The 26,429-nt window shown below is 69.7% G+C and carries 23 protein-coding genes and 1 riboswitch; of the genes, 8 read left to right on the top strand and 15 right to left on the bottom strand.

Annotation, left to right across the window (positions count from 1 at the left end; all coding sequences use genetic code 11):
* Positions 1–2: 2 nt before the first annotated feature.
* The 7 genes from ACZ7MG_RS06815 to ACZ7MG_RS06785 all read right to left on the bottom strand — a co-directional run bounded on the left by ACZ7MG_RS06815 (position 3) and on the right by ACZ7MG_RS06785 (position 8,500).
* On the bottom strand, positions 3–1,013 hold the full coding sequence (locus ACZ7MG_RS06815; RefSeq protein WP_471387561.1) for a ribonucleotide-diphosphate reductase subunit beta: 1,011 nt from the start codon (positions 1,011–1,013) through the stop codon (positions 3–5).
* Entirely contained in the window at positions 1,013–3,481 is a 2,469-nt protein-coding gene (locus tag ACZ7MG_RS06810) for a ribonucleoside-diphosphate reductase subunit alpha (protein WP_471387559.1), read from the bottom strand. The genes ACZ7MG_RS06815 and ACZ7MG_RS06810 overlap by 1 nt, the downstream gene beginning before the upstream one ends.
* 123 nt (positions 3,482–3,604) lie before the next feature.
* Positions 3,605–3,740: riboswitch (cobalamin riboswitch) on the bottom strand.
* 63 nt (positions 3,741–3,803) lie between these two features.
* Positions 3,804–4,310, bottom strand: a complete 507-nt coding sequence (locus ACZ7MG_RS06805) for a GNAT family N-acetyltransferase (protein WP_471387558.1) — start codon at positions 4,308–4,310, stop codon at positions 3,804–3,806.
* Positions 4,311–4,438: 128 nt separating this feature from the next.
* Positions 4,439–5,428 carry a nucleoside hydrolase gene (locus tag ACZ7MG_RS06800; protein WP_471387556.1) on the bottom strand — a complete coding sequence of 330 codons (990 nt, stop codon included), beginning with the start codon at positions 5,426–5,428 and terminating at the stop codon, positions 4,439–4,441.
* A 122-nt stretch (positions 5,429–5,550) separates the two neighbouring features.
* Positions 5,551–7,179, bottom strand: a complete 1,629-nt coding sequence (gene mctP, locus ACZ7MG_RS06795; RefSeq protein WP_471387554.1) for a monocarboxylate uptake permease MctP — start codon at positions 7,177–7,179, stop codon at positions 5,551–5,553.
* Complete coding sequence (locus ACZ7MG_RS06790; RefSeq protein ID WP_471387552.1) at positions 7,176–7,472, bottom strand: DUF3311 domain-containing protein; 297 nt, start codon at positions 7,470–7,472, stop codon at positions 7,176–7,178. Before ACZ7MG_RS06790 ends, mctP begins: the two co-directional genes overlap by 4 nt.
* Positions 7,473–7,735: 263 nt before the next feature.
* Positions 7,736–8,500, bottom strand: coding sequence for a GntR family transcriptional regulator (locus tag ACZ7MG_RS06785; RefSeq protein ID WP_033525434.1), 765 nt, complete (start codon positions 8,498–8,500; stop codon positions 7,736–7,738).
* 367 nt (positions 8,501–8,867) lie between these two features.
* Between ACZ7MG_RS06785 and ACZ7MG_RS06780 the strand changes: the two genes are divergently transcribed.
* The 4 genes from ACZ7MG_RS06780 (at position 8,868) to ACZ7MG_RS06765 (ending at position 13,854) form a co-directional block, all read left to right on the top strand.
* Entirely contained in the window at positions 8,868–10,151 is a 1,284-nt protein-coding gene (locus tag ACZ7MG_RS06780; RefSeq protein WP_471387550.1) for an extracellular solute-binding protein, read from the top strand.
* A gap of 243 nt (positions 10,152–10,394) precedes the next feature.
* A complete protein-coding gene (locus ACZ7MG_RS06775; RefSeq protein WP_471387549.1) occupies positions 10,395–11,387 on the top strand; it encodes a carbohydrate ABC transporter permease in 993 nt (330 codons plus the stop codon).
* Positions 11,384–12,256 (top strand): carbohydrate ABC transporter permease, encoded by an 873-nt coding sequence (locus ACZ7MG_RS06770; protein ID WP_471387547.1) that lies wholly within the window; start codon positions 11,384–11,386, stop codon positions 12,254–12,256. Before ACZ7MG_RS06775 ends, ACZ7MG_RS06770 begins: the two co-directional genes overlap by 4 nt.
* Positions 12,257–12,264: 8 nt before the next feature.
* Positions 12,265–13,854, top strand: coding sequence for a glycoside hydrolase family 3 protein (locus tag ACZ7MG_RS06765; protein WP_471387545.1), 1,590 nt, complete (start codon positions 12,265–12,267; stop codon positions 13,852–13,854).
* Between the two features lie 122 nt (positions 13,855–13,976).
* Here the strand turns inward: ACZ7MG_RS06765 and nagB are convergent, their stop codons facing one another.
* A complete protein-coding gene (gene nagB, locus ACZ7MG_RS06760; RefSeq protein ID WP_471387544.1) occupies positions 13,977–14,762 on the bottom strand; it encodes a glucosamine-6-phosphate deaminase in 786 nt (261 codons plus the stop codon).
* Positions 14,763–15,346: 584 nt separating this feature from the next.
* Here nagB and ACZ7MG_RS06755 point away from each other — a divergent pair.
* On the top strand, positions 15,347–16,813 hold the full coding sequence (locus ACZ7MG_RS06755) for a sensor histidine kinase (protein ID WP_471388265.1): 1,467 nt from the start codon (positions 15,347–15,349) through the stop codon (positions 16,811–16,813).
* A 200-nt stretch (positions 16,814–17,013) separates the two neighbouring features.
* Here ACZ7MG_RS06755 and ACZ7MG_RS06750 read toward each other — a convergent pair whose 3' ends face one another.
* Positions 17,014–17,271: a WhiB family transcriptional regulator gene (locus ACZ7MG_RS06750; RefSeq protein WP_003992873.1), complete on the bottom strand. Its 258-nt coding sequence runs from the start codon at positions 17,269–17,271 to the stop codon at positions 17,014–17,016.
* A gap of 318 nt (positions 17,272–17,589) precedes the next feature.
* Positions 17,590–18,561 (bottom strand): diacylglycerol/lipid kinase family protein, encoded by a 972-nt coding sequence (locus tag ACZ7MG_RS06745; RefSeq protein WP_471387542.1) that lies wholly within the window; start codon positions 18,559–18,561, stop codon positions 17,590–17,592.
* 121 nt (positions 18,562–18,682) lie between these two features.
* Between ACZ7MG_RS06745 and ACZ7MG_RS06740 the strand changes: the two genes are divergently transcribed.
* Positions 18,683–19,135, top strand: a complete 453-nt coding sequence (locus tag ACZ7MG_RS06740) for a hypothetical protein (RefSeq protein ID WP_471387539.1) — start codon at positions 18,683–18,685, stop codon at positions 19,133–19,135.
* A 27-nt stretch (positions 19,136–19,162) separates the two neighbouring features.
* Here ACZ7MG_RS06740 and ACZ7MG_RS06735 read toward each other — a convergent pair whose 3' ends face one another.
* The 3 genes from ACZ7MG_RS06735 to ACZ7MG_RS06725 form a co-directional block, all read right to left on the bottom strand.
* Positions 19,163–20,320 (bottom strand): RNA polymerase sigma factor SigF, encoded by a 1,158-nt coding sequence (locus ACZ7MG_RS06735; RefSeq protein ID WP_471387538.1) that lies wholly within the window; start codon positions 20,318–20,320, stop codon positions 19,163–19,165.
* The gene (locus tag ACZ7MG_RS06730) at positions 20,317–20,730 is read right to left on the bottom strand and encodes an ATP-binding protein (protein WP_033525425.1); all 414 of its coding nucleotides are present in this window, start codon (positions 20,728–20,730) and stop codon (positions 20,317–20,319) included. Before ACZ7MG_RS06730 ends, ACZ7MG_RS06735 begins: the two co-directional genes overlap by 4 nt.
* 337 nt (positions 20,731–21,067) lie before the next feature.
* Complete coding sequence (locus tag ACZ7MG_RS06725) at positions 21,068–21,328, bottom strand: UBP-type zinc finger domain-containing protein (protein ID WP_471387535.1); 261 nt, start codon at positions 21,326–21,328, stop codon at positions 21,068–21,070.
* Between the two features lie 59 nt (positions 21,329–21,387).
* On the opposite strand from ACZ7MG_RS06725, the gene ACZ7MG_RS06720 reads away from it, so the two are divergent.
* On the top strand, positions 21,388–22,983 hold the full coding sequence (locus ACZ7MG_RS06720) for a Na+/H+ antiporter (protein ID WP_471387532.1): 1,596 nt from the start codon (positions 21,388–21,390) through the stop codon (positions 22,981–22,983).
* On the opposite strand, the gene ACZ7MG_RS06715 is transcribed toward ACZ7MG_RS06720, so the two are convergent.
* Positions 22,980–23,960 carry a 1-aminocyclopropane-1-carboxylate deaminase/D-cysteine desulfhydrase gene (locus ACZ7MG_RS06715; RefSeq protein WP_471387530.1) on the bottom strand — a complete coding sequence of 327 codons (981 nt, stop codon included), beginning with the start codon at positions 23,958–23,960 and terminating at the stop codon, positions 22,980–22,982. The genes ACZ7MG_RS06720 and ACZ7MG_RS06715 overlap by 4 nt on opposite strands.
* A 53-nt stretch (positions 23,961–24,013) precedes the next feature.
* Positions 24,014–24,604 carry an N-acetylmuramoyl-L-alanine amidase gene (locus ACZ7MG_RS06710; protein ID WP_471387527.1) on the bottom strand — a complete coding sequence of 197 codons (591 nt, stop codon included), beginning with the start codon at positions 24,602–24,604 and terminating at the stop codon, positions 24,014–24,016.
* 316 nt (positions 24,605–24,920) lie between these two features.
* On the opposite strand from ACZ7MG_RS06710, the gene ACZ7MG_RS06705 reads away from it, so the two are divergent.
* Complete coding sequence (locus ACZ7MG_RS06705; RefSeq protein ID WP_471387525.1) at positions 24,921–26,327, top strand: family 2B encapsulin nanocompartment shell protein; 1,407 nt, start codon at positions 24,921–24,923, stop codon at positions 26,325–26,327.
* The last annotated feature ends 102 nt before the right edge of the window (positions 26,328–26,429 follow it).

Genomic DNA, 26,429 nt, shown 5'->3' with positions numbered 1-26,429 from the left:
GCTCAGAAGTCCTCGTCCAGGTCGACGGTGCCCTCCACCGCGACCTGGTACGCGGACGGACGCCGCTCGAAGAAGTTGGTCAGCTCCTGGACTCCCTGCAGCTCCATGAAGGAGAACGGGTTCTCCGAGCCGTAGACCGGGGCGAAGCCGAGGCGGGTGAGGCGCTGGTCGGCCACGCACTCCAGGTACTGCCGCATCGACTCGGTGTTCATGCCCGGCAGACCGTCACCGCACAGGTCGCGCCCGAACTGCAGCTCGGCCTCGACGGCCTCCTTGAGCATGTCCGTGGCCTGCTGCTGGAGCAGCTCGTCGAAGAGCTCCGGCTCCTCCTTGCGGACGGTGTCCACCACCTCGAAGGCGAACGACATATGCATCGTCTCGTCGCGGAACACCCAGTTGGTGCCGGTCGCCAGGCCGTGCAGCAGGCCCCGGCTGCGGAACCAGTAGACGTACGCGAAGGCGCCGTAGAAGAACAGGCCCTCGATGCACGCGGCGAAGCAGATCAGGTTGAGCAGGAAGCGACGGCGGTCCGCCTGGGACTCCAGACGGTCCAGCTTCTCCACCGAGTCCATCCACTTGAAGCAGAACTCCGCCTTCTCGCGGATGGAGGGGATGTTCTCCACCGCAGCGAAGGCTGCCGCCCGGTCCTCCGGATCGGGGAGGTAGGTGTCCAGCAGCGTCAGATAGAACTGGACGTGGACGGCCTCCTCGAAGAGCTGGCGGCTCAGATAGAGCCGCGCCTCGGGGGAGTTGATGTGCTTGTAGAGGGTCAGCACGAGGTTGTTGGCCACGATCGAGTCGCCCGTCGCGAAGAACGCGACCAGCCGGCCGATCATGTGCTGCTCGCCCTCGGAGAGCTTCGCCAGGTCGGCGACGTCCGAGTGGAGGTCGACCTCCTCGACGGTCCAGGTGTTCTTGATCGCGTCCCGGTAGCGCTCGTAGAAGTCCGGGTAGCGCATGGGGCGGAGAGTCAGCTCGAAGCCGGGGTCGAGCAGGTTCTGGTTGCTGGGCATCACTGGCAGGCCTCGCAGGACTCGGGGTTCTCAAGGGAGCAGGCGAGGGCCTCTTCCGAGGTGGCGGCCTGCTGGACGGGGATGGACTTCTCGGGCTGGGCCGAGGTCTGTGCTGGCGCCTGACCCTGGCCCTGGGCGGCGCGGGCGATTCGGGTCGCCGGGCGCGAACGCAGGTAGTACGTGGTCTTCAGACCCGACTTCCAGGCGTACGCGTACATCGAGGAGAGCTTGCCGATGGTCGGCGTCTCCAGGAACAGGTTCAGCGACTGCGACTGATCCAGATACGGGGTGCGGGCGGCGGCCATGTCGATCAGACCGCGCTGCGGGATCTCCCAGGCCGTGCGGTACAGCGCCCGTACGTCGGCCGGGATCCAGGTGAAGTCCTGCACCGAGCCGTTGGACTCGCGCAGCGCCTCCCGGGTGCGGGCGTCCCAGACGCCCAGGTCCTTGAGGTCCTTCACCAGATACGAGTTGACCTGGAGGAACTCACCGGACAGCGTCTCGCGCTTGAACAGGTTGGACACCTGCGGCTCGATGCACTCGTACACCCCGGCGATCGAGGCGATGGTGGCCGTCGGCGCGATGGCGAGCAGCAGGGAGTTGCGCAGGCCCGTGGCCGCGACGCGCTCGCGCAGGGCCGCCCACCGCTCCGGCCAGGTCGGCTCCACGCCGTAGTGGTCGGGGTGCAGCACACCGCGGGCCGTACGGGTCTTCTCCCAGGCCGGCAGCGGGCCGTTGCGCTCGGCGAGATCGGCGGAGGCCTCGTACGCGGCGAGCATGATCCGCTCGGCGATCCGCGTGGACAGGGCCTTCGCCTCCGGGGAGTCGAAGGGCAGGCGCAGCTGGAAGAAGACGTCCTGCAGCCCCATCGCGCCCAGGCCGACCGGCCGCCACCGGGCGTTGGAGCGGCCCGCCTGCTCGGTCGGGTAGAAGTTGATGTCGACGACGCGGTCGAGGAAGGTGACGGCGGTCCGGACGGTCTCGTCCAGCCGCTCCCAGTCCAGGTCGCCCGCCGCCGGGTCGACGAACGCGCCCAGGTTCACCGAGCCCAGGTTGCAGACCGCCGTCTCCCCGTCGTCCGTGACCTCCAGGATCTCCGTGCAGAGGTTGGAGGAGTGGACGACATGGCCCGGCTCGGCCGTCTGGTTGGCCGTGCGGTTGGCCGCGTCCTTGAAGGTCATCCAGCCGTTGCCGGTCTGCGCGAGGGTGCGCATCATGCGGCCGTACAGATCACGGGCCGAAATGGTCTTCCTCGCCAGGCCGTCCGCCTCCGCCTTGCGGTACGCGGCCTCGAACTCCTCGCCCCACAGGTCCACCAGCTCGGGCGCGTCGGCCGGGGAGAACAGCGACCACTGCTCGTCGGCGTTCACCCGGCGCATGAACTCGTCCGGGATCCAGTGCGCCAGGTTCAGGTTGTGCGTACGCCGGGCGTCCTCACCCGTGTTGTCGCGCAGCTCCAGGAACTCCTCGATGTCGGAGTGCCAGGTCTCCAGGTAGACCGCGGCCGCGCCCTTGCGCCGGCCGCCCTGGTTCACGGCGGCGACCGAGGCGTCCAGCGTCTTCAGGAACGGCACGATGCCGTTGGAGTGCCCGTTGGTGCCCCGGATCAGCGAACCGCGTGAGCGGATGCGGGAGTACGACAGACCGATGCCGCCGGCGTGCTTCGAGAGACGGGCCACCTGGTGGTAGCGGTCGTAGATGGAGTCCAGCTCGTCCAGCGGGGAGTCGAGGAGGTAGCAGGACGACATCTGGGGGTGGCGCGTACCGGAGTTGAAGAGCGTGGGGGAGGAGGGGAGGTAGTCGAGGCGGCTCATGAGGCGGTAGAGCGCGGCGACCTCGTCCAGCGCACGGATGCCGGCTTCCGCGTCGGCCCCGGTGTCCTCGGCGAGGCCGGCGGCGACGCGCAACATGAAGTGCTGGGGTGTCTCGACGACCTTGCGGGTGAGGGGGTGCCGGAGGAGGTAGCGGCTGTGCAGCGTGCGCAGCCCGAAGTAGCCGAAGCGGTCGTCGCCCGCCGGGTCGAGCAGGGCGTCCAGACGCCCGGCGTGGACCCGGGTGAACTCCGCCGTGCGATCGGCGACGAGGCCCTCCCGGTGGCCCACCGCGATGGACTCGGTGAACGTCGTGACACCTTGCGAGGCGGCCTCGGCGCGGATGCCGATGGCCAGCAGCCGGGCGGCCAGCTTCGAGTAGGCGGGGTCCTCGGAGATGAGGCCCGCGGCCGCCTCCGTGGCCAGCTCGCGCAACTCCGACTCGTCGGCCCGCGCCGACCGGCCGCGCAGGGCGGCGGCGGCGACCCGGCCGGGGTCGGCGTCGGGGAGGTCGGCGGTCAGCTCGGTCAGGGTCCGCAGCAACGCGGTACCGGGACCGTCGGTCTCCGTCGCCGGGGTGGCGGAAGCCAGGTCGGCTGAAACCGGGTCGGCTGAAACCGGTTCGGCTGAAACCGGTTCGGCTGGCGCGATGGTCACGTGGGGCTCTCCCTCGCTCGGCAAGGGGCCTTGCGGAGGGCAGGCGGCTGCACACGAGCGCACGGGGGCGTCGCGTCCACCGGCCCATTCCACGAGGCCCGGACGTCAGGCACCCGGACCGGACGGCCGGGCGCGCTGTCGGCAGGTGTTCGGACTGAACAGGCGCGTGCGAAAGGACGGAAACGCACGCGAGTACACCGTTGCGGGACAGTTCCGGATTCGCACCGGATTCCCCTGCGGCGACAGCGAGCATGAGCATACATCTAGTGCCGGGGCGCGGTGTCACCCCCACATGTTGTGTCGCGATCGACTTCGCAGGGTGTCAGAACGTCAACTCATAGGTGATCAGCGTGAGGTCGGGATGGTCGGGGAGAGGGTTCCAGTCGCGCTCCGGTGTGCGGGTGAAGCCCAGGCGTTCGTAGATGCGATGCGCCGCGTGCATGCGCTGCTGGCTCGACAACACGAGACGTGCACAGCCCTCCACGGCTCGGGCGCGCTCCACGCAGGCCCGCACGAGGGACTCGCCGACGCCCCGCCCGCGCGCTTCCGCGGCCACCGCGAGCATCCGTATCTCGGCCTCTCCCGGACGGGCGATGTCGGCCATGGGGCCGCCCGCCGGGACGAAGGTCACCCCGCCGAGCACCCGGTCGTCCGCCACGGCCACGAGCACGTCTGCCGCGGCGGCTCGCTTCGCCACGTCCCGCAGCTCACCGAGGTACGCGTCGCTCTCCCCGAAGTCCAGCAGTCCGTCGCCGAGGTAGGCCTGTGCGGTGATCTCGCCGAGGCCGGCGTACTCGTCGGGAAGTGCCCGCCTGATCGTGATGTCCATGCGTCGCAGTTTGCACGAGTGGGGGCTCTGCGCGTCTCGGGTTATCCACAGGGGCCGTCGTTCATCCGACGATCGGACCGGACGGGACCGGGTCGGGCTGGGCCCTGGCTGGGCTGGATCGGGCCGGGTCAGGTCGCCGCCGGCCATCGCGGCAGCGTCGTCACGAAATCCCTGCTGAAGTCGCGGGTGCCCGGGCCCAGGGCGACCCGGCCGGTGGCGCGGAGGCGGGCGGTCAGGGCGGGGGACTCGGAGTAGTAGACGCGCCGGGCGGCGGCCGGGACGAACACGGTCTGGCCGCGCGTGAGTTCGCTTCCGCACTCCACGACGACGGCCCCGTCGGCTGCCTCGACGAACGCCTCGTCACCGCAGACCCCCACGGCCAGCGGATCGTGCAGCGGACAGGTGCCGTCGCCGCCGTGGCGGGAGTAGGCGTCCATGTAGGTGCGCATCAGCCGGGCGGCGAGGGCCGTGCCCGGGCCCGCGGCCTCCAGCGCGGCGAGGTCGGCGGGGCGGAACAGCCAGCGGTGCGAGGCGTCCAGATCGACCATGGTGAACGGGATGCCCGAGGAGAGCACCACCTCGGCGGCGTCCGGGTCGGCCCAGATGTTGAACTCGGCGACGGGTGTGAAGTTGCCCGGGACCTGGGCTGCGCCGCCCATGAACACGAACTTGCGGACGCGGCGGGCGAAGTCGGGGTCCTCCAGCAGGGCGATCGCCACGTTCGTGAGGGGGCCCGTGGCGCACACGGTCAGCTCGCCCTCGTGTTCCCGGGAGAGCCGGAGCAGGGCCTGCGCGGACGACTCCGTGGGGTGCGGGGCCGTCGAGTCGGGGAGGGTCTCGTGGCCCAGGCCCGCCGGGCCGTGGAAGGCGGAGGCCTCGCGGTAGGGGAGGCGGGAGAGGGGGCGGCCGGCGCCTCGGTGGACCGGGACGTCGGTGTCGATGCGGAGGGCTCTCGCCAGGGCGCGGGCGTTGGCGTACGTCCCCTCGGCGGGGAGGTTGCCCCCGACCGAGGTGTACGCCTTGAGGTCCCACAGGCCGGTGCCGAGGAGGTACTGGAGGGCTACGGCGTCGTCGATACCGGGGTCGCTGTCGAGGACGATCGGGGCGCGAGCGGTCACCGGGCCAGCGTAGTCGGGGGTGCGTTGCCGGGCGCGGGGAACTGCGCGACCAGCCCCCACGCACCCGCACCCGACAGCGCACCCCCCGCCAACGCACCCCCCCCGCCGGCGAAGCGGAGCGCCTAGTGGCTTGTGCCCGCCGTCGCCGGAGGCAGCTCCACCTGGACGCCCGCGTCGCCCGCGTCGGCCGTGTAGTCCTCGGGGCTGGTCTCGTCGATGCCGTCGGGGGCCTTGGCGGCGCGCAGGACGAAGGTGAGGACGACGGTGACCACGACGTTGAGGACGAAGGCCGTCAGACCGATGTAGCCGATCTCGCCGATGCCGGGGATCTCCGCCGAGGAGCCGCCGAAGTGCTTCTGCGTGGGCGAGGCCACCCCGTACGCGGCGATCGTCCCGTACAGCATGCCGACCGCCCAGCCGGCGAGGAGCGCCCAGCGGTGGCACCAGCGGGTGAAGAGGCCACCGACGAGGGCCGGGAAGGTCTGGAGGATCCAGATGCCGCCCAGGAGCTGGAAGTTGATGGCGACCGTCTTGTCCATGGTGAGGACGAAGGCCAGCGCGCCCACCTTCACCAGCAGGGACACCAGCTTGGAGACCTTGGTCTCCTGCGCGGGCGTGGCGTCCGGCCTGATGAAGTCCTTGTAGATGTTGCGGGTGAAGAGGTTCGCCGCCGCGATGGACATGATCGCCGCGGGGACCAGCGCGCCGATGCCGATGGCGGCGAAGGCGACGCCCGCGAACCAGTCCGGGAACATCGTCTCGAACAGCTGGGGGATCGCCAACTGCCCGTTCTGCACCTGGATCCCGGCCGCGATCGCCATGAAGCCCAGCAGGGCCAGCAGGCCCAGCATGAGCGAGTACAGCGGGAGGATCGTGGTGTTGCGGCGGATCACCTCGCGGCTCTTGGACGACAGCGTCGCCGTGATCGAGTGCGGGTACATGAAGAGCGCCAGCGCCGAGCCCAGGGCCAGCGTCGCGTACGTCCACTGGTTGGCGTCACCGGGGATGAGAGACCCGCGCGGCTTGTCCGTCGCCGGGTTGGTCTGGCTGTACGCCTCGCCCGCCTTGGCGAAGATGTCGTCGAAACCGCCGAGCTTGATCGGGATGTAGATGATCGCCACCGCGATGACGATGTAGATCAGTGTGTCCTTCACGAACGCGATCAGCGCGGGGGCCCGGAGGCCGGACGAGTACGTGTACGCGGCCAGCACGCCGAACGCGATCAGCAGCGGCAGGTCCTTGATGAACCAGTTGGTGTTCTCGCCGCCGCCCACGCCCATCACGTCCAGCACGGCCTGGATGCCGACCAGTTGGAGCGCGATGTAGGGCATCGTCGCCAGGATGCCGGTGAGCGCGACCGCCAGCGACAGGCCCTTCGAGCCGAAGCGGCCGCGGACGAAGTCCGAGGTCGTCACATAGCCGTGCTTGTGGGAGACCGACCACAGGCGGGGCAGGAAGGTGAAGATCAGCGGATAGACGAGGATCGTGTAGGGCACCGCGAAGAAACCGGCCGCGCCCGCCGCGTAGATCGCCGCCGGGACGGCGACGAAGGTGTACGCCGTGTAGAGGTCGCCGCCGAGCAGGAACCAGGTGACCCAGGTGCCGAACGACCGGCCGCCCAGGCCCCATTCGTCGAGGCTGTGCTCGTTCTCGGCCTTGCGCCAGCGCGCGGCCAGGAAGCCCATGACCGTGACGGCCAGGAAGAAGAAGATGAAGACGGCGAGTGCCACGCCGTTCACGCCGTCCTTCACTTCGCGGCACCCCCACCCTTGGTCTTGGGCCCGCGGGCGCGCTGGTCACGCTTCCACAGCACGTACGCGGTGGCGGTCAGCGCCGTGGAGATGAGCACCCAGGCCATCTGGTACCAGTAGAAGAAGGGGATACCGATGAACGCCGGGTCCGTCTTGGCGTACGAGCCGACCCAGAGCATCGCCACGAACGGGGCGAGCAGACACACGGCGATGACCACCCTGACAGGTGTCACCACCGGTGCCACCGGCGTCACCGGTGCCCCTGGTGGTCTCACTTCAGGCGTTTCTGACATGTCCCGACTCCGTCCCCTCACTGGTCACCTGCTGAACGCGCAGGAAATCTATGGGACGTGTTCCGTCGTACGGAACCCCCGGTCCGGATATCGGATGCGGAGGTTGTGTGTTCACAGGACTCAGCGTCGGCGGAACCCCTGTCGGGGGTGGCCGGCCGGCCGCCCGTGTCCATGCGGCGGCGCAAGGACCGTAGAACAGGAGGGGCGGTCGCGCTACACCGCGTGCACCACCTGTTGCTCGCTCCGTGAGGGCCCCGGGCGGCTCAGTCCTGCGGTCGCTTGAGGCGGGCCACGAACTTGTAGCGGTCGCCCCGGTAGACGGACCGCACCCACTCCACCGGCTGCCCGTCCTTGTCCAGCGAGTGACGGGAGAGCATCAGCATCGGCAGGCCCACGTCCGTGCCCAGCAGGCCGGCCTCGCGCGGGGTGGCCAGCGAGGTCTCGATGGTCTCCTCGGCCTCGGCGAGCCGCACGTCGTACACCTCGGCCAACGCGGTGTAGAGCGAGGTGTACTTGACCAGTGACCTGCGCAGGGCCGGGAAGCGCTTGGCGCTCAGATGGGTCGTCTCGATCGCCATCGGCTCGCCGTTGGCCATCCGGAGGCGCTCGATCCGCAGCACGCGCCCGCCGGCGGTGATGTCGAGCTGCCCCGCGAGGGTGTCGTCGGCGGTGATGTAGCCGATGTCCAGCAGCTGGGAGGTGGGTTCGAGGCCCTGGGCGCGCATGTCCTCGGTGTACGAGGTGAGTTGCAGCGCCTGGGAGACCTTGGGCTTGGCGACGAACGTGCCCTTGCCCTGGATGCGCTCCAGCCGCCCCTCGACCACCAGTTCCTGGAGCGCCTGCCGCACGGTGGTGCGCGAGGTGTCGAACTCGGCGGCGAGGGTGCGCTCGGGCGGCACGGGCGTGCCGGGCGGCAGCGTCTCGGTCATGTCGAGCAGGTGCTTCTTCAGGCGGTAGTACTTGGGCACGCGTGCGGTACGGACGGTCGCCCCGTTCTCGTTCTCCGCACTGCTGACGTCGGTGCTCATGCTCCGCCTTCCCGGCTCCTCGTGGCGTGATCCCTCTGTATACCTTCGCAGCTCCCGCTGGTCTAGTCCACGGAGGGGTCTCCGCTGGTCCACTCCACGAGGGCGCAGTGGTCTACCCGAAGAGTGTGGCTCAAGCGCACGGTTTTCGCTGGCTTATTACATAAAGGTTCTTGCATATGTAGGTCGCATAACGGCTGGTGGGAGCCGGTTCGCACCCCCTTGACACACCGAATGGTCTGAGCCAAGCTCCGCCTACTGGTCTACACCATTGGTCCAGGTCCTGGCCCCATGGGCGGTACGTCTGTCACCGCGGGGAGCAGGGGGGTTTGTGGCATCCCTGAGCAATGGCATCCCTGAGGAGGGTGGCGTGAAGAGGAAGCTGACGATCGCGGTCTGTATCGCGGGCATGATGGTCTCCGTCGCGGCGTGCGGGGGCGGCGGCGGGAGCGAGAGCTCCGACACGGGGGCGGACACCAAGGAGCTGACCGTCTGGCTCACGGTCGACGCGCAGAACAACTGGCCGGAGCTGGTCAAGGCCGCCGACGCGGCGATCGAGAAGAAGCACCCCGGCATCACCATCACGCACGAGTACTACGGCTGGCCCGACAAGAACGCCAAGCTCGACGCCGTCCTCGCCACCGACAAGGCCCCCGACGTGGTCGAGATGGGCAACACGGAGATGCTCGCCTACATGGTGAAGGGCGCCTTCGCCCCCCTCGACGCGTCGAAGTTCGACAACTCCGACGCCTGGCTGGACGGCCTCAAGGCCTCCGTCACCTACGAGGACAAGACGTACGGCGTCCCGTACTACGCCGGTGGCCGCGTCGCCAACTGGCGCAAGGACGTCTTCGCCGCCGCGGGCGTCAAGTCCACGCCGAAGACCTACGCCGAGCTGACCGCCGCCCTCGACAAGGTGCAGAAGAAGCAGGGCGACAAGTTCAGCGCCTGGTACCAGCCCACCCGTGACTGGTACGCGGCCATGTCCTTCGTCTACGACGCCGGCGGCTCCATAGCCGTCGAGTCCGGCGGCAAGTGGAAGGCCAACCTCTCCTCGCCCGAGTCCCTCGAAGGGCTCAACGAGTTCAAGAACGTCGTCGACAAGTACATGCACGGCGACAAGACCAAGGACGAGTCCGACCGGTACATCGTCTACGGCCAGGGCAAGTCCGGCATGATCTTCGCCCCCGCCTGGGAGGGCGCGACCGCCGCGGCCAAGGAGAACGACAAGACCGGCAAGCTCGCCGGCAACGTCGAGAACTTCGTCCTCCCCGGCCCGTCCGGCAAGAACATGCCCGTCTTCCTCGGCGGCAGCGACCTCGCCGTCCCGGTGAAGTCCGACGCGCAGACCGTGGCCGCCGAGTGGATCAACGCCTTCACCGGTCCCTCGGGCCAGAAGGGTCTGATCGAGAAGGGCAACCTGCCCAACAACAAGACCGACCTCGCCACGCTGAAGGACGACCCGGCGACCGCGGTTCCGGCCACGGCGGCCGAGTCCAACTGGTTCGTCCCGATGGCGCCCGGCTGGGGCCAGGTCGAGAAGGCGCAGATCCTCCAGACGATGCTGCAGTCCATCGGCACCGGGAAGCAGTCGGTCGAGGAGGCCGCGAAGACGGCGGACGCCGAGATCGACAAGGTCATCAACAACGAGTGAGGTGACCTGCCGGTCGGGCTTGGCCGTGGTGGCCGGGCCCGGCCGGGGGATCGGTTCAGCCGATTGAAGCAATCGGCTGAACCGGTGGGTGATTCACGAAAGTGCCGCGATGGGGTGTCGGTTCGGTGCCGGTGCGTCGTGGCTGGTCGCGCCCACGCGGCGGTAGCCGCATATCGATACAGCCCCGCGCCCCTATGGGGCGCGCTGCTGCCGGCCCCTCCTTTAGCTGCTTAGGAGTGCGCGATGAGTGCCGCAGAGACGACCGCCCCCGCGAAGGTGCCGCCCGCGCGGCCGGCGCCGCCGCCGAAACCGCCGGTGGTTACCGTGAGTTCGGCCAAACGTTTGGCAGGCGGCGCCGCCATCCCCTGGGCGTTGCTGGCCCCCTGCCTCCTCATCCTCGCCGTCGTTCTCGGCTATCCGCTGGTCCGCCTCGTCACCCTGTCCTTCCAGGAGTTCGGGCAGTCCCAGCTGTGGGGGTTCAAGCCCGCCGAGTCGGTCGGCTTCGACAACTTCGCCAAGGTCCTGGGTGACGGCGAGTTCTGGACGGTCGTCGTCCGGACCATCGTCTTCGCCGCCGCCTGTGTCGTCTTCACCATGGTCATCGGCATGGCGATCGCCCTGCTGCTCCAGCGGGTCTCCGGCTGGGTGAAGACGCTCGTCAACATCGCGCTGGTGGCGAGCTGGGGCATGCCGATCATCGTGGCCACCACCGTCTTCAAGTGGCTGTTCGACTCCGACTACGGCATCTTCAACGCACTGCTCAGCAAGCTGCCAGGCGTCGACATGATCGGCCACAACTGGTTCGCCAGCGGCCCCGAGGGCCTGGCCGTCATCACGCTCCTGGTGGTGTGGGGCGCGGTGCCGTTCGTCGTCATCACGCTCAGCGCCGGACTCACCCAGGTCCCCCAGGAGTTGGAGGAGGCCGCCCGCCTCGACGGCGCAGGGGCGTGGGGCGTGTTCCGCTATGTCACCCTCCCGATCCTCAAGCCGATCATCGTGATGCTCACGACCCTCTCCGTCATCTGGGACATGGGCGTCTTCCCGCAGGTCTTCGTGATGCGCAACGGCCACCCCGAGGCCGAGTTCCAACTGCTCACCACCTACTCGTACGACAAGGCGTTCGTGGTCAACGACTACGCGCAGGGCTCCGCGATCGCCCTGCTCACCGTGCTGTTGCTGCTCGGTGTGATCGGTGTCTACATGCGCCAGATGCTGAAGATCGGAGAGGTCGAATGAGCACTGCCACTGTCTCCGGTCCCCGGAAGACCACCAAGAGCCCCTCCGGCCCCCGGAAGTCCAAGCTCGGCTGGGACCTCCTCGGCCTGTTCGTCTTCGTCACGGCCGGCTTCCCCGTCTACTGGATGCTGAACACCGCGTTCAAACCGGCGAAGGACGCCATCGACCCGGACCCGAGCCTGCTGCCGACGTCGATCACCCTCTCCAACTTCAGCCGGGCGCTGGACATCGCCGACTTCTGGGGCCCGGTCGGCCGCAGCCTCATCGTGTCCCTGACCGTGGTCGTGATCGGCGTCGTCGTCGGGATGCTGGCCGCCCTCGCCATCTCCCGCTTCGCCTTCCGCGGCCGCAAGGTGGTCATCGTCGGCATCCTGGCGGTGCAGATGGTCCCGCTGGTCGCGATGATCATCCCGGTCTTCCTGCTGCTGAACGACCTCGGTCAGTACGACCGCCTCAGCGGCCTGATCCTCACCTATCTGACGTTCATCCTCCCGTTCACGGTGTGGACCCTGCGCGGCTTCATCGTCAACATCCCGCGCGAACTGGAGGAGGCGGCCATGGTCGACGGCTGCTCCCGCACCACCGCCTTCATCCGCGTGGTCTTCCCGCTGCTCGCACCGGGCATGGTGGCGACCTCCGTCTACGGCTTCATCCAGGCGTGGAACGAGTACCTGTACGCCCTGATGCTGATGAGCCAGCAGAACCAGACCGCGACCGTCTGGCTCGGCAACTTCACCACCAAACACGGCACCGAATACGCCCCGATGATGGCCGGCTCCACCCTGATGGCCGTGCCGATCGTCGTCCTCTTTCTCCTCGTCCAGCGCAAGATGGCCGCGGGCCTCACCGCGGGCGCCGTGAAGGGATAAGCACCCCGATGACGACATTCGCCACCGACTCGCCCGGTTCCCCTTCCGGTTCCGGACACGACGGGCTCGCGCGGGACGCGCTGACGGTCCTGCAGCCCGGCTTCACCGGAACCACCGCCCCCGACTGGCTGCTGCGCCGCCTCGGCGAGGGCCTCGCCTCCGTCGGCCTCTTCGGCCGCAACATCGTCTCGCCCGGCCAACTGGCCGCCCTCACCGCACAATTGCGGGCCGAGCACGAGGACGTCCTGGTCGCGATCGACGAGGAGGGCGGTGACGTTACCCGCCTGGAGGTCCGCACCGGCTCCTCCTTCCCGGGCAACCACGCCCTGGGCGCGGTCGACGACGTGGACCTGACCAGGGAGGTCGCCCACGCCCTGGGCCGCCGCCTGGTGGAGTGCGGCGTCAACTTCAACTGGGCCCCGTCGGCCGACGTGAACGCCAACCCGTCCAACCCCGTCATCGGCGTCCGGTCCTTCGGCGCCGATCCCGGCCTGGTCGCCCGGCACACGGCCGCCTATGTCACCGGCCTCCAGGCCGCCGGCGTCGCCGCCTGCACCAAGCACTTCCCGGGCCACGGCGACACCGCCGTCGACTCCCACCACTCCCTGCCCCGCATCGACGCGGACCGCTCACTCGTGGACTCCCGGGACCTGGCACCCTTCCGGGCCGCCGTCGCCGCCGGCTCGCGGGCGATGATGAGCGCCCACATCCTGGTCCCGGCCCTGGACCCGGACCTTCCGGCAACGTTGTCCCGCGGCATCCTCACGGACCTGCTCCGCGGCGAACTGGGCTACGACGGCCTCATCGTCACCGACGGCATGGAGATGAAGGCCATCGCCGGCACCTACGGCATCGAGCACGGCAGCGTCCTCGCGCTCGCCGCCGGTGCCGACGCCATCTGCGTCGGCGGCGGCCTCGCCGACGAGGAGACCGTCCTCCGGCTCCGCGACGCCCTCGTCACGGCCGTCCGCACCGGCGACCTCCCGGAGGAACGCCTGGCGGACGCGGCGAACCGGGTCCGGGCCCTGGCGAAGTGGACCCGGTCGGCGGCCGGGGAAGCGGGCCGTGGTGCCGGGCAGGGCCACGGTGCCGGGCCGGCCCACGGCGCCCGGCCGGGTCAGGAGGCCACCGGCGAGAACGGCGGCCCCGGCGGAGGAGTCGGCCTGGTGGCCGCGCGCCGCGCCCTCACGGCGACCTTCGCGGTGCCGTACGAGCCGCCGACCCAGCCCCTCTACGTGGCGGCCTTCACCCCGGTGGCGAACATCGCCGTGGGCGACGAGACCCCCTGGGGCGTCGGCGCGGAACTGGCCCGCCTCCTTCCGGGCACCGAGACCGGCACCTTCGCCGGCGACAGCGCCGGTGCCTCCGCCCTGGCGGTCGCCGGGACCCGCCGTATCGTCGCCGTCGTCCGCGACGAACACCGCCACCCCTGGATGACCACCGCCCTCGACACCCTCCTCGGCATCCGCCCCGACACGATCGTCGTGGAGATGGGCATCCCCCAGTCCCCGCCCCGAGGCCCCCTCCACATCGCGACCCACGGCGCGGCCAGGGTCTGCGGCAGGGCGGCGGCGGAGGTCATCGCGGGGGTGCGGTAGCGCGGCGCCGGAGCAGCCCGTACCACAGTCCCCGTACACACAGTCCGGTACGCACAGTCCGGTACGCACAGGCGCCACGGCCCATCCCGGGCCGTGGCGCCTGCCGCGCGGCTTCGGCCGCCCTAGATCCCCTGCCAGTCCGGCTTGTTGCTGAAGGTGTGCCGGAAGTAGTCCGCGAGTTTCAGCTTCGACGCGGCCCCCTCGTCCACCACGACCGTCGCGTGGGGATGGAGCTGCAGCGCGGACGCGGGGCAGACCGCCGCCACCGGCCCCTCCACGGTCGCCGCGACGGCGTCCGCCTTGCCCTCGCCCGTGGCGAGCAGCACCAGATGCCGGGCCTCCAGGATCGTGCCGATGCCCTGGGTGATGACGTGGTGCGGCACCTGCTCGATGTCACCGTCGAAGAACCGCGCGTTGTCGATCCGGGTCTGCTCGGTCAGCGTCTTGATCCGCGTCCGGGAGGCGAGCGACGAGCACGGCTCGTTGAACCCGATGTGCCCGTCGGTCCCGATGCCGAGCAGCTGCAGATCCACACCCCCCGCCTCGGCCAGCGCCCTGTCGTACGCCTCGCACGCCCCCGCCACGTCCTCGGCGGTCCCGTCGGGCCCCATGAACGCGTCCAGACCGAGCCCCAACGGCTCCAGCACCTCACGCCGCAGCACCGAGCGGTACGACTCGGGGTGCTCGGCCGGCAGCCCCACGTACTCGTCGAGCTGGGCGACCCGCGCCCGCGAGGCGTCCACGGCACCGGACCGCACCTTCCGCGCCAACGCCGTGTAGATGGGCAGCGGGGTCGACCCCGTGGCCACCCCGAGCAGCGCCTCGGGCTTGCGCCGGAGCAATGTGGCCATCGCCTCGGCTATGAGCTCGCCACCCGCCTTGGCATCCGGAACGATGACAACTTCCACGCTGTGCCTGCCGATCTGGAAAGTAAGGACTCAAGAAGAAGCGACCGGAACCCACGGGGTCAAGCACTTCCCATGTGGTGTAGACCAATCTAGCAGGGGTGGCCCTTTCTCCACAGGGGCCCGGTCCCCGGGGCCGGCGACGGCGTTCCGGCCCGCCCCGCGCCGGAGCGGGCTACTCTCGGATGTGCCGGCCGCGGATGCCGGACAAGGGAACAACAACAAACATCCGCCAACGCATGGACACACGCAGTGGTCTAGTCAACAATGCGTGGTAGGGCATGTGATCGATCAGCGGCCTGAGCCGCAGGAGATCGCACGCCTCGACAAGCCTCCGTCTTCCCCGCACAGGAAGGCGGACCGAGGACCCGGCGCTCTCTGCCCTGACTGCTCCGGATCCTCATCCTTCGGCCGACCGGGACCGCACACCCCACGGCCGATGTTGCTCCGGGCTGCGGTGCCGGGAGGGCTGAGGGTCCCTCTCAGGCGCCGCGGCCCGCGGGTGTCTCCGGGGCCCGTTCCGGCCATGCCACCCACTGTTTCCGGTCATGTTCGTACCGCCAGGTACGCTCGCACCTGTGCCCTCCATGAACGAACTCGTCCGCCAGCACACCGGCCTCAGCGACTCCGACCTGGAGTGGCTGCACCTGCTGGTGTCGGAGTGGCAGCTGCTGTCCGACCTCTCCTTCGCCGACCTGGTCCTGTGGGTCCCCACCCGCGACGGCACCCGCTATGTCTCCGTGGCCCAGATGCGCCCCAACACCGGCCCCACCTCGTACCAGGACGACATGGTCGGCCACCTGGTCCCGCGCGGCCGTCGCCCCCTGCTCGACGCCGCGCACGACGAGGGCCGCATCGTCCGCGAGGGCGACCCGGAGTGGCGTGAGGAGGTCCCCGTACGGGTCGAGTCCATCCCCGTACGCCGGGAGGGGCGCGTACTCGGCGTCATCGCCCGCAACACCAACCTGCTGACCGTGCGCACCCCGAGCCGCCTGGAGCTGACCTACCTCCAGAGCGCCTCCGACCTGGCCCAGATGATCGCCGCGGGCGCGTTCCCGTTCCCCGACCAGCAAGTCGACATGGACGCCTCCCCCCGCGTCGGCGACGGGCTGATCAGGCTCGACGCCGACGGCATCGTCCAGTACGCCTCCCCGAACGCCCTCTCCGCCTACCACCGCCTCGGCCTCGCCGCCGACCTGGTGGGCTGCCATCTCGGCCGTACGACCGCCGAACTCGCCCCCTCCCGGGGCCCGGTGGACGAGGCGCTCGCCAAGCTGGCGAGCGGATGGGCGCCGCGCGAGTTCGAGATCGAGTCCAGCGACGGGGTGATCCAGTTCCGGGCGATCCCCCTCAAGCCCAAGGGCCCGCGCATCGGTTCACTCGTCCTCCTCCGGGACGTGACGGAACTGCGGCGCCGCGAGCGCGAGTTGATCACCAAGGACGCCACCATCCGGGAGATCCACCATCGGGTGAAGAACAACCTCCAGACCGTCGCCGCGCTGCTGCGGCTGCAGGCCCGGCGTATCGAGTCCGAGCGCGGCCGGGAGGCCCTCGAAGAGGCCGTGCGACGGGTCGGGTCGATCGCGATCGTGCATGAGACGCTGTCCCAGAACCTGGACGAGCGGGTGGAGTTCGACGAGATCGCCGACCGGGTGCTCGCCATGGTCGCCGAGATCTCACCGGGCAAGGTCACCGGCCGGCGCACCGGACGTTTCGGCATCCTGGACGCGGAGGTCGCGACCCCGCTCTCCATGGTCCTCACCGAGATCCTGCAGAACGCCCTCGAACACGGGTTCCGCGAAGGGGACACCGGCACCGTCGAGGTCTCGGCCGTGCGCGGCGGCACCACCAAGGAGACCCGTCTCCTCGTCACCGTCCAGGACGACGGCGTCGGCCTCCCCGAGGGCTTCGACCCGCACCGCTCCGGCAACCTCGGCCTGCAGATCGTACGGACGCTGGTGGAGGGGGAGTTGGGCGGCACCTTCGACATGGTCCCGGCTCCGGAGCAGGGCACCCAGGTCATCCTGGACCTCCCGGTGCGCGCCCAGAAGTAGCCGCCTCTACGGCGGCCGTACCCCTCGCCGACTCACGGCCGTCGTACCGGAAACAGCACCGAGCCCCGGACCATCATGTGGTCCGGGGCTCGGGCTCGTGGCTGTTAAGCGCACCGGGGGCACTGCGCGCTGCGGCTCGGGGGCGGGAGAAGCGCACTCGCTGTGCGCGCCGCCAAGCTCAGGCTATTGCTGGGTGGGAGTCAGGCGGATGCCTGACGGGCCCGGTTGCGGGCGGCGCGGCGCTTCATGGCGCGGCGCTCGTCCTCGCTGAGACCACCCCAGACGCCGGAGTCCTGACCGGACTCAAGCGCCCACTGCAGACACTGCTCGATAACCGGGCAGCGACGGCAGACAGCCTTGGCTTCCTCGATCTGCAGCAGCGCAGGACCGGTGTTGCCGATGGGGAAGAAGAGCTCGGGGTCTTCCTCGCGGCAAACGGCGTTGTGACGCCAGTCCATGGCTGCTACCTCTCCTTGGTATTACATGCTCGTTGCTTGTGAATGTGAACGCTTTCACGAATCCCTCAACAAGTGAAGGGCCGATCACCAGACGGACTGGTGTGGTCCTGTGGATTGAGGAGGGGTTCTGGCGCTTGCTTGAGCCGGTGTTGCGGGCTGTCCCGAGCGCCACGTAGAGACTCGCAAACCTCAGCGGCGGATACAACCCCTACCGGAAAGTTTTTTTTGATTCCTCGGTGTCGACTGTGTCACAGCCGTACTTCCATGGGGTGGACCCTGGTCTAAACGTTCGAGTGGAAGGACTTTTGCCCGTTCCGCTCACACAATCACACGCAGTGCACGGCGTACGCCTGTGAACGTCACGCTCGTACGCAGTCCGAGGTGGTCGCCGTCCATCTGGAGGGGGAGGGGGACCTTCGAATGCAAGGTGAAGTCGGTCAGATCGTGCAGGGTGGTGGCGTGCTTGCCCTGGGGTCCGCGCTCGGGGGACGAAGTGAGCAACTGTGTGCCATATCGGGCGAGCGCGGGCGTCGACATACGGCTGAGGCCGAGTACATCGAGGCCTTTATCGAACGAGGCCTTAGGCGACGCGTACACCGGGCGATTGCCCAGAAACGTCCAAGGGGACGTGTTGCAGACTATGGACAGGACAAGATCGGAAATCGGCTCCTGGCCGGCCTGTTCCAAAGTGATCGTGCCGAGTCTGCGATGGGGCTCTTCCAGAAACTGCCGGAATGCCTGACGCAGGTAAAGAGCGTGTGTGGATTTCCGTCCGCGTTCCCGCTGTTGCTCGACCCGGCCGATCACTCCCGCGTCGAATCCGAGGCCGGCGCAGAACGTGAACCAGCGGGACGGCACCGCCTCGTCCTCCGTGCCCGGAGTGCCCGAGGCCATACCCAGGCCGACCGTGCGCTCCCGGCTCTCGCGCAGGGCGTCGAGCAGGACGCCGGTCGCCTCCACGGCGTCGTTGGGCAGCCCCAGCGCGCGGGCGAAGACATTGGTGGAGCCGCCGGGGACCACGGCGAGACGGGGCAGCCGGTCGGGGTCCGGGCCGTGGTGCAGCAGGCCGTTCACGACCTCGTTGACCGTGCCGTCGCCGCCGAGCGCCACGACCAGCTCGATGTCGCCCTTGCCCTCCGCGGCCTGCCGGGCGAGGTCTCTGGCGTGCCCCCGGTACTCGGTGGTGACCGCCTCGAGTTTCATCTCGCTCGCGAGAGCGTGGATCAGCACATCGCGCGTCCGTGCGCTTGTGGTGGTTGCCGCCGGATTGACCACGAGAAGTGCACGCATGGGTTGCAGGGTACCTACTGGGTGGTACCCGGCCCATACCGAGGTGCGGATCAAGGGGGAGATCGGGTAGTGACGATGAGCACGTGGGGGCGCGCGACGGGGGCAGGGCTACCCTTCACGGGTGAGCCCTGAGCAGACCTCCACACCGGACACCTCCGACGCTGAGCCCCGTCCCGGGCGGCTGACCGCCGCGGCGGCGCTGGCCGCGCTGGAGGGGGTGGCCCTGCTGGTGGGCGGCGGGGCCATGCTCGTCCTCGGCCTCACCGGCGACTCGGACGACCTCAGCACCGGCGTCACCGGCGGCCTCACCCTCGTCGCGCTGGCCCTGCTGCCGCTGATCGCCGCGCGTGGACTGCTGCTGCGGCGGAGCTGGAGCCGGGGGCCCGCCGTCATCACCCAGGTCATGGCGCTGCCGGTGGCCTACAACCTGCTGCGCGCCGACAGCGTGGCGATCCCCGCGGGCATCGTGCTCGCCGTGGTCGCCGTCACGGCGCTGGTCCTGCTGATCAATCCCGCCACGACCCAGGCCCTGGGGATCCAGGGGCCGGGCCGGGCGGAGGGGACGAAGCGGTAACTCCCGACGGGACGCGCAAGCGGCCGGCTACTCCTCCACGAGCAGCTTCTCCCGAAGCTGCGCCAACGTCCTCGCCAGCAGCCGGGAGACGTGCATCTGGGAGATGCCGACCTCCTGGGCGATCTGCGACTGGGTCATGTTGCCGAAGAAACGCAGCAGCAGGATCCGCTTCTCGCGCGGCGGCAGGTCCTCCAGCAACGGCTTGAGGGACTCCCGGTACTCGACGCCCTCCAGTGCCTCGTCCTCGGCGCCGAGGGTGTCCGCGACGGCCGGGGACTCGTCGTCGGTGTCGGGGACGTCCAGGGACAGCGTGGAGTACGCGTTGGCCGACTCCAGGCCCTCCAGGACCTCCTCCTCCGAGATGGCCAGCTTCTCCGCCAGCTCGTGCACCGTCGGGGAGCGGCCGTGCTGCTGGGACAGCTCGGCCGTGGCCGTGGTCAGCGCGAGCCGCAGCTCCTGCAGCCTGCGCGGCACCCGCACCGCCCAGCCCTTGTCGCGGAAGTGCCGCTTGATCTCGCCGACGACCGTCGGGGTCGCGTACGTGGAGAACTCCACGCCGCGGTCCGGGTCGAAGCGGTCCACCGACTTGATCAGACCGATGGTGGCGACCTGGGTCAGGTCGTCCAGCGGCTCACCGCGGTTGCGGAAGCGACGGGCCAGGTGCTCCACGAGCGGCAGATGCATCCGGACCAGCCGGTTGCGCAGCTCCGCGTACTCCGCGCTTCCCTCCGGCAGGGCCCGCAGCTCTACGAACAGGGCGCGCGCCCCGCTGCGGTCCTGAGGGTTGTGCTGCGCGCCGCGCACGCTCTGCGCGCCGCCCGCCTCGTCGTGTCGCTCGTGCTCGCTCATAGTCCCGCCCGCCGTCACCGTTCCCCCAGCTCTCGACTGTGCTCGAGCGGGGGAGGCCCCAGTCCGCCCTCGTGAGGACGTGGTGTTCCGGAGGACACCCTCCGGATCCCGTTGCCCGTCGGACGGCGCCTCGGGCTCCTCGCCGTCGACCGGTGCCGCCCATCGAGACGCCCCGGCCGCCGAGGACTCGTCCTCAGGGTGCGGCCGGGCCTGCTCGGGGATGCCGTCGACGCCGTCCGCCAGATGCGCCGGTCCACTCGGACCGCCGTCGTCCTCCGCGGGAAGTCCCCGTGTGCCGCGCTCTTCGTCCCGCACCGGCCCGTCCCCGTTCCTCACGCCGGCCCGGGTCCCGCGCCGCGCTGTTTGTAGAGGCTGATCGAAACGGTTTTGTCGTCGGCCACCGCGGAGGAGACCTTGCCCGCCAGGGCCGACAGCACGGTCCAGGCGAAGGTGTCACGCGAGGGGGCGTGGCCGTCCGTGGTGGGGGCCGAGACCGTGACCTCCAGCGAATCGTCGACCAGACGGAAGACACAGCTGAGCACCGAGCCGGGCACGGCCTGCTGAAGCAGGATCGCGCAGGCCTCGTCGACCGCGATGCGCAAATCCTCGATCTCGTCGAGGGTGAAGTCCAAACGGGCCGCGAGGCCGGCCGTCGCCGTACGCAGCACCGACAGGTAGGCACCCGCGGCCGGCAGCCGGACTTCCACGAAGTCCTGGGTCCCGGGCTCGCCTGCGATCTGGGACACCCTCACCTCCAAGGTGGTACAAGCTCTTTCGGGGGCCCAGGGGTCGCCCCCCGGGGTAACGCGCTACGTGGTTCAGCGGTGACGCTATCGCGCTACCGAGCGCCGTGTCCTCGGGGTCCTGGGGACCCCACCCCATGCTGTCACTCATAGTAAGCCTATGAATACGCTCGGTGGCTAGAGGTTTGCGGGCCTCAAATAGGAAGAGCGCGCGCCGGATTGACGTACCCAGGCACCGGACTGCCGAACCTTGTCACTCGAGTACCTCGACGTGTCACGGGGTGCCATGGTTCCGTCGTACGGCGTTCCGGCCGCGGGCGTCATACGCGTACAAGGTCCGTCATACGAGTACATGGTCGACGAAGCACCAGCGCCAGGTCTCGCCCGCTTCGAACGTACGCATGATGGGATGGCCGCTCTCCTTGTGGTGCTCGGTCGCGTGCCGCATCGGCGAGGAGTCGCAGCAGCCCACGTGCCCGCACTCCAGGCACATCCGCAACTGCACCGGGTGGCTCCCGGCGGCCAGGCACTCCGGGCAGGTGTCGGTCAGCGGATCCGGCTCGGGGTGCGGCAGCGCGTCCGCGTGCGTGCACTGTTTCATGATTGCCAGGTTACGACGGGCGCGCGGAACCCCGCGCGGAAACGAAGGCGGCGGAAGCGATGCACTTTTTGCCCTTGCTGTTGCTGGTCGCAGGGAGTGCGACGGTCGCCGGTGCCGCCCGGCGTACGCCGGTGCCCGCTCCGCTGCTGCTGGTCGCGGCGGGGCTCGTGGTGTCGTATCTGCCCGGAGTGCCGCACTACGAACTGGACCCCGAGATCGTCCTGCCGTTGATCCTGCCCCCGCTGCTGTACACGGCCGCCGGCGACAGTTCCTATCTCGATCTGCGGGCCCAACTGCGGCCGGTGGCGCTGCTGTCGGTCGGCTATGTGCTCTTCGCGACCCTGGTGGTCGGCTGGGCCGCTTATCTGATCGTGCCCGGGATGCCGCTGACCGCCGCGCTGGTGCTCGGCGCGGTGGTGGCGCCGCCGGACGCGGTCGCGGCCACCGCGGTCGCCCGGCGGGTGGGACTGCCGTCGAGGATCACCACGATCCTCCAGGGCGAGTCCCTGGTGAACGACGCCACCGCGATCACCGCCTACCGGGTGGCCCTCGCGGCCACCGTCGGCGAGGGCGCGAGCTGGACCGGCGGGATCGTCGAGTTCCTGGTGGCGGCGGTCGGCGGTGTCCTGGTGGGCCTGCTGCTGATGGTGCCGATCCACTGGCTGCGCACGCACCTGAGGGAGGCGCTGCTGCAGAACACCCTCTCCCTGCTGATCCCGTTCGTCGCCTACGGGCTCGCCGAGTGGGTGCACGCCTCCGGGGTGCTCGCCGTGGTCGTCGTCGGCCTGTATCTCGGCCACCGCAACTGGCAGGTCGACTTCGCCACCCGCCTCCAGGAGGAGGCCGTCTGGAAGATGGTCGCCTTCCTGCTGGAATCGGCCGTGTTCGCCCTCATCGGACTCCAGCTCCCGGTCGTCCTCGAAGGCCTGGGCGAGTACGAGGGGGCCAGCGCCACCTGGTACGCCGTGGCCGTCTTCCTCGTCGTGGTCGCGACCCGGTTCGGGTGGGTGTATCCGGCGACCTTCCTGCCCCGGATCATGTCGCGGCGCATCAGGGAACGGGAGGACAACCCCACCTGGAAGGGGCCCTTCGTCATCTCCTGGGCCGGTATGCGCGGCGTCGTCTCGCTCGCCATCGCTTTCTCGATCCCGCTCACGGTGCACGGCGGGGACGACTTCCCCGAGCGGAACCTGATCCTCTTCCTGACCTTCACCACGGTCATCGGGACCCTCGTCATCCAGGGGCTGACCCTGCCGCCGCTGATCCGCATCCTGAAACTGCCGGGACGCGACCAGCAGGCCGAGACCCTCGCCGAGGCCAACGCCCAGGCCCAGGCGTCCCGGGTCGCCGAGGCCCGCCTCGACGAACTCCTCGCCAACGAGCGCAACGAACTGCCGCCGCCGCTCGTCGAGCGCCTCCGCACGGTCCTGGAACGGCGCCGCAACGCCGTCTGGGAGCGGCTCGGCGCGGTCAACCCCGTGACCGGGGAGAGCGTCGACGACACCTACAGCCGCCTCTCCCGGGAGATGATCGGCGCCGAACGCGCGGTCTTCGTGCGGCTGCGGGACGGCCGGTACATCGACGACGAGATGCTGCGCACGCTGCTGCGCCGGCTCGACCTGGAGGAGGCGGCGGCCTACCGGGAGGCGTCCTAGGTCAGTCCTGGGCCGGCACCGGGCCGGTCCCGGGCCGACTCTGGGTGGTCCTGGGCGGTTCGCTCCGGGAACGGGCGGCCCGTGATCACGGCGGCGACCGTCGTCCCGCGCGGGAAGGCGCCCTCCGCCGCCAGGGTGACGAGTCCGTAGAGCGACTTGGCGACATAGAGACGTTCCACGGGCAGATCGTGGCGAGTCTCGAAGTCGGCTGCGAAGGCGTCCAGTTCGGGAGCGGTACGGGCGTAGCCGCCGAAGTGGAAGCGGTCGTCGAGACGCCAGTCGCCGCGCGGCCCACCGAACGCCCTGTCCTGGAGCCGCCGTATCTCCTCTTCGAGGAAGCCGCCCTTGAGAACCGGAATCCCGAGGGCGTACTGGTCGGGGGCCAGGCCGGCGGCCAGACCGGCGAGGGTGCCGCCGGTGCCGCAGGCGAGGGCCACGACATCGGCCCGGTCGCGCAGTTCCGCGCCGAGCTCCTGACAGCCGCGCACGGCGAGCGAGTTGCTGCCGCCCTCGGGGACGACGTACGCGTCCCCGGCGTCGGCGGCGCGGAGGAGAGCGGCCAGGGTGGCCGGGTCGGACTTGCGGCGGTACATCGACCTGTCGATGAAGTGCAGCCGCATGCCGTCCGCCGCGCAGCGCGCCAGGGACGGGTTGAGGGGGCGGTCGGCCAGTTCCTGACCGCGCACCACACCGATCGTGGGCAGACCCAGGAGACGGCCCGCGGCGGCGGTGGCGCGCAGATGGTTCGAGTAGGCGCCGCCGAAGGTGAGCAGGGGCCGGCCGGCCGCCGCGCGCAGATTCGGGGCCAGCTTGCGCCACTTGTTGCCGACGAGCCCCGGGTGGATCAGATCGTCGCGCTTGAGGAGCAGCCGGACGCCGTGGCGGGCGAAACGCTCGTCCACGACCTCCTGGAGCGGGGACGGCAGCCGCGGGCGCAGGGCGGTGGTGGGGTCGGGGGCGGAGGACTGGCCGGTCACCTGCCCATTGTCGGACACATGACCGGCCGGCGTCCGGCCGCGGGACCGGGCGGCTATTTCAGGCGATCCCGTACGCGGTTTCTCATGGAGTTCATGGTGAAGCCCCGGGGGTCGACCTTGCCGGGCTGCCATTCGAGATGGCCGATGACGGACCGCTGGTTCCAGCCGTGATGGCGGCAGACGGCGGCGGACACCCGCTCGATGGCGTCGAGCTGGGCCGCCGGCCACGGGTCCTGGCCGTCGCCGAGGTTCTCGCACTCGAAGCCGTAGAAGTGGCGGTTGCCGTCGGTGTTGGACTCGTTGTCCGGCGGGAGCCCCTTCTCGGCGATCACGGCCCGCAGGACGTCGTCGTCGCCGAGTCCGGCGTGGTTGGCGCGGCCGTAGCCGACGAGGTGGACCCGGCCGTCCTTGGTGATGACGCCGTGGCACAACGGGCCGGGCAGGCCCGAGTACCCGTCCCGGCAGATGCGCACGGTGCGTTCGCTGCCGGAGGTGACGGTGTGGTGGATCATCACCCCGTGCACGGGCCCCCACGGGCCCACGTGGTTGCGGTTGTGATGCTCCCAGTCGCCGACCTCGACGACCCGGACGCCCTCGTTCTTGAGGACCGTGAGAAACCTGCCCGCGGGCATGGGTGGGGCCATGACCGACTCCTTCGTGCGGTGCGACGGCCGCTGGTCGTGGCCGCCTCGTACGCAGGCTTGTACCCCTGACTCCCCACGGGGGCCAGTCGGCGCTGGGCCGTACGAGTCGATCCGGTCAAGATTCGGCGAGCGGCGCAACTGCCCGGCGGAGTACGGGGAGCGGGTACGCATCGTCGACAAATTTCCCTGATATGCCCAGTCTCCTAAGATCCATTCCCGCTCTTTCGGGTAATAGCATCGGCACGCTCCGTGATGGGAGGCTGGATCGCGAGATCGGTGACCGCGATATCAGTGCACACCCGGAGGGGAAATCCGTATGTCGGTAGGCGAAGAGGTTCGCTCTCAGCAGGACAGGCCGCAGCAGAGTCTCGGTACGGCCGCTGCCCGGAACCTGGCCACCACCACGAAGTCCACGCCCCAGATGCAGGAGATCAGCTCGCGCTGGCTGCTGCGCACCCTGCCCTGGGTGAATGTGCAGGGTGGCACGTACCGGGTCAACAGGCGGCTCACCTACGCGGTCGGCGACGGCCGCGTCACCTTTGTGAAGACCGGCGACCGGGTCGCGGTCATCCCCGCGGAGCTGGGCGAACTGCCGGCCCTGCGGACTTACGAGGACATCGACGTCCTGGGCGAGCTGGCCCAGCGGTGCGAGCAGCGGGAGTTCGCGCCCGGTGACGTACTGGCCGAATTCGGCAGCCAGGCGGACGAGGTGTTCCTGCTCGCCCACGGCAAGGTCGAGAAGATCGGCACCGGGCCCTACGGCGACGACGCGGTCCTCGGCGTGCTGGCCGACGGGGCCTATTTCGGGGAGCAGGCCCTCCTCGATGCCGAGGCGATCTGGGAGTACACGGCCCGCGCGGTCACCGCGTGCACGGTGCTCGTCCTGCCGCGCCAGGCCGTCGAACAGCTCGCGCAGCGCGCCGAGACCCTGAGCGAGCACCTCCAGGAGCAGCGCGCGATCCCGTCGCAGCGCACCAACAAGTACGGCGAGAAGGAGATCGACCTCGCCGCCGGCCACAGCGGTGAACCGGACATCCCGCACACCTTCGTCGACTACGAGGCCGCGCCGCGCGAGTACGAACTCAGCGTCGCCCAGACCGTCCTGCGCATCCACACGCGCGTGGCCGACCTCTACAACCAGCCGATGAACCAGACCGAGCAGCAGATCAGGCTCACGGTCGAGGCGTTGAAGGAGCGCCAGGAGCACGAGCTGGTCAACAACCGGGAGTTCGGCCTCCTCCACAACTGCGAGTACGACCAGCGGCTCCAGCCACACGACGGGGTGCCCGGCCCGGACGACCTGGACGAACTGCTCTGCCGCCGCCGGGGCACCAAGATGCTCCTCGCCCACCCGCGCGCGATCTCCGCGTTCGGCCGCGAGCTGAACAAGCGCGGGCTGGTCCCCGAGACCATCGACATCGCCGGGAACCGCATCCCCACCTGGCGCGGTGTGCCGATCTACCCGTGCAACAAGATCCCGGTGACCGAGGCCAGGACCACATCGATCATCGCCCTGCGTACCGGCGAGGAGGACCAGGGCGTCATCGGTCTGCGGGCCGCGAGCATCCCGGACGAGATCGAGCCCAGCCTGTCCGTCCGTTTCATGGGCATCAACGAACAGGCGATCATCAAGTACCTCGTGACGGCCTACTACTCGGCCGCGGTCCTGGTCCCCGACGCGCTCGGCGTTCTGGAGAACGTCGAGATCGGCCGCTGGCGGTGACCTCGTCCGACCGGTTGCGGTGCACCCGTCCGTCAGGGCGGGCGCACCTCGGCGGTACGCGCCCATCGGCGGCCGAACCGCCACCCTCCCCGGACTCGCCGA

Source organism: Streptomyces sp. NPDC107538 (genome assembly GCF_055657445.1).
Note: the sequence above shows the minus strand (reverse complement) of the source record. Positions and strands in the feature narration are given on the sequence as shown.

Bases quoted from the DNA above. Each gene is read 5' to 3' on its own strand.
- ACZ7MG_RS06815 (WP_471387561.1), bottom strand. From the start codon at position 1,013: ATGCCCAGCAACCAGAACCTGCTCGACCCCGGCTTCGAGCTGACTCTC.
- ACZ7MG_RS06805 (WP_471387558.1), bottom strand. From the start codon at position 4,310: ATGGACATCACGATCAGGCGGGCACTTCCCGACGAGTACGCCGGCCTC.
- ACZ7MG_RS06790 (WP_471387552.1), bottom strand. From the start codon at position 7,472: ATGTCAGAAACGCCTGAAGTGAGACCACCAGGGGCACCGGTGACGCCG.
- ACZ7MG_RS06785 (WP_033525434.1), bottom strand. From the start codon at position 8,500: ATGAGCACCGACGTCAGCAGTGCGGAGAACGAGAACGGGGCGACCGTC.
- ACZ7MG_RS06775 (WP_471387549.1), top strand. From the start codon at position 10,395: ATGAGTGCCGCAGAGACGACCGCCCCCGCGAAGGTGCCGCCCGCGCGG.
- ACZ7MG_RS06770 (WP_471387547.1), top strand. From the start codon at position 11,384: ATGAGCACTGCCACTGTCTCCGGTCCCCGGAAGACCACCAAGAGCCCC.
- ACZ7MG_RS06765 (WP_471387545.1), top strand. From the start codon at position 12,265: ATGACGACATTCGCCACCGACTCGCCCGGTTCCCCTTCCGGTTCCGGA.
- ACZ7MG_RS06755 (WP_471388265.1), top strand. From the start codon at position 15,347: ATGAACGAACTCGTCCGCCAGCACACCGGCCTCAGCGACTCCGACCTG.
- ACZ7MG_RS06750 (WP_003992873.1), bottom strand. From the start codon at position 17,271: ATGGACTGGCGTCACAACGCCGTTTGCCGCGAGGAAGACCCCGAGCTC.
- ACZ7MG_RS06745 (WP_471387542.1), bottom strand. From the start codon at position 18,561: ATGCGTGCACTTCTCGTGGTCAATCCGGCGGCAACCACCACAAGCGCA.
- ACZ7MG_RS06725 (WP_471387535.1), bottom strand. From the start codon at position 21,328: ATGAAACAGTGCACGCACGCGGACGCGCTGCCGCACCCCGAGCCGGAT.
- ACZ7MG_RS06720 (WP_471387532.1), top strand. From the start codon at position 21,388: ATGCACTTTTTGCCCTTGCTGTTGCTGGTCGCAGGGAGTGCGACGGTC.
- ACZ7MG_RS06710 (WP_471387527.1), bottom strand. From the start codon at position 24,604: ATGGCCCCACCCATGCCCGCGGGCAGGTTTCTCACGGTCCTCAAGAAC.
- ACZ7MG_RS06705 (WP_471387525.1), top strand. From the start codon at position 24,921: ATGTCGGTAGGCGAAGAGGTTCGCTCTCAGCAGGACAGGCCGCAGCAG.